The sequence below is a fragment of the Brevibacillus parabrevis genome, assembly GCF_003710905.1.
GTDB lineage: Bacteria > Bacillota > Bacilli > Brevibacillales > Brevibacillaceae > Brevibacillus > Brevibacillus parabrevis.
Map to the genome: position 1 here is coordinate 1 of NZ_RHHV01000044.1, position 1,441 is coordinate 1,441.

A 1,441-nucleotide genomic window follows, 5' to 3' on the forward strand; every position below is an offset into this window, starting at 1 on the left:
GCTTTGATGGTCATCGCACTGTTGACCGGAATGGCTGAGTTGTTGTATACGTTGCTGCTTGTTGTTGGCGTGTTGCCGTCTGTCGTGTAGTAGATCGTCGCTCCTGGTGTGGTCGTTTGCAACGTGACAGGGGTTCCTGCTAGGACAGCTCCACTGCTTGGTGTTGCCGTTGGTGTCGCTACTTGCGGTTGCGGCAACGGGGTTATGGTGTAGCTTTCGCTCATTACCGTGCTGTCCGTCATGCCTGCCAAGACGGCAATGGCTTTGATTGTAACCGCTCCGGTAATCGGGATAGGCGTACTGTATACGTTGCTGCTTGTTGTTGGCGTGTTGCCGTCTGTCGTGTAGTAGATCGTCGCTCCTGGTGTGGTCGTTTGCAACGTGACAGGGGTTCCCACTAGGACGGCTCCACTGCTTGGTGTTGCGGTCGGAGTCGCTACTTGCGGCGGTGGCAATATCGTGTAGCTCTCACTCATAACCGTACTGTCGGTCATGCCTGCCAAGACGGCAATCGCCTTAATTGTCATCGCACTGTTGACCGGAATCGGTGTGCTGTACACGGGGCTACTTCCTGTTGGGGCATTTCCATCTGTAGTGTAGTGAATCGTGGCTCCTGCTGTATTCGTACTCAACGCAACCGTCGTTCCTGCTGCTACAGCTCCACCTGTCGGGTTCGCCGTTGGCTGTTCTGCCTGCGGCATGATGGTATAACTCTCGCTCATCACTAAGCTGTCGGTCATGCCTGCCAAGACGGCAATCGCCTTTATCGTCATCGCACTGTTGATAGGAATCGGTGTGCTGTACACGGGGCTACTTCCTGTTGGGGCATTTCCGTCCGTGGTGTAGTGAATGGTGGCTCCTGCTGTATTCGTACTTAGCGCTACTGTTGTTCCTGCTGCTACTGCTCCGCCTGTCGGATTCGCCGTTGGCTGTTCTGCCTGCGGCATGATGGTATAACTCTCGCTCATCACTAAGCTGTCCGTCATGCCTGCCAAGACGGCAATCGCCTTTATCGTCATCGCACTGTTGATAGGAATCGGTGTGCTGTACACGGGGCTACTTCCTGTTGGGGCATTTCCATCTGTAGTGTAGTGAATCGTGGCTCCTGCTGTATTCGTACTCAACGCAACCGTCGTTCCTGCTGCTACTGCTCCGCCTGTCGGATTCGCCGTCGGCTGTTCTGCCTGCAGCATGATGGTATAACTCTCGCTCATCACTAAGCTGTCGGTCATGCCTGCCTTCACGGCAATCGCCTTTATCGTCATCGCACTGTTGATAGGAATCGGTGTGCTGTACACGGGGCTACTTCCTGTCGGGGCATTTCCATCTGTAGTGTAGTGAATCGTGGCTCCTGCTGTATTCGTACTCAACGCAACCGTCGTTCCTGCTGCTACTGCTCCGCTTGTCGGGTTCGCTGTGTGTTATTCCCATCTGACGCCGG

At 54.7% G+C, this 1,441-nt stretch carries 1 protein-coding gene; it reads right to left on the minus strand.

Annotated elements, in window-relative coordinates:
* On the minus strand, positions 1-1,370 hold a 1,370-nt coding region (locus tag EDM60_RS28335), incomplete at its 3' end, for a chitobiase/beta-hexosaminidase C-terminal domain-containing protein (RefSeq protein WP_208715266.1).
* Between the last annotated feature and the right edge of the window lie 71 nt (positions 1,371-1,441).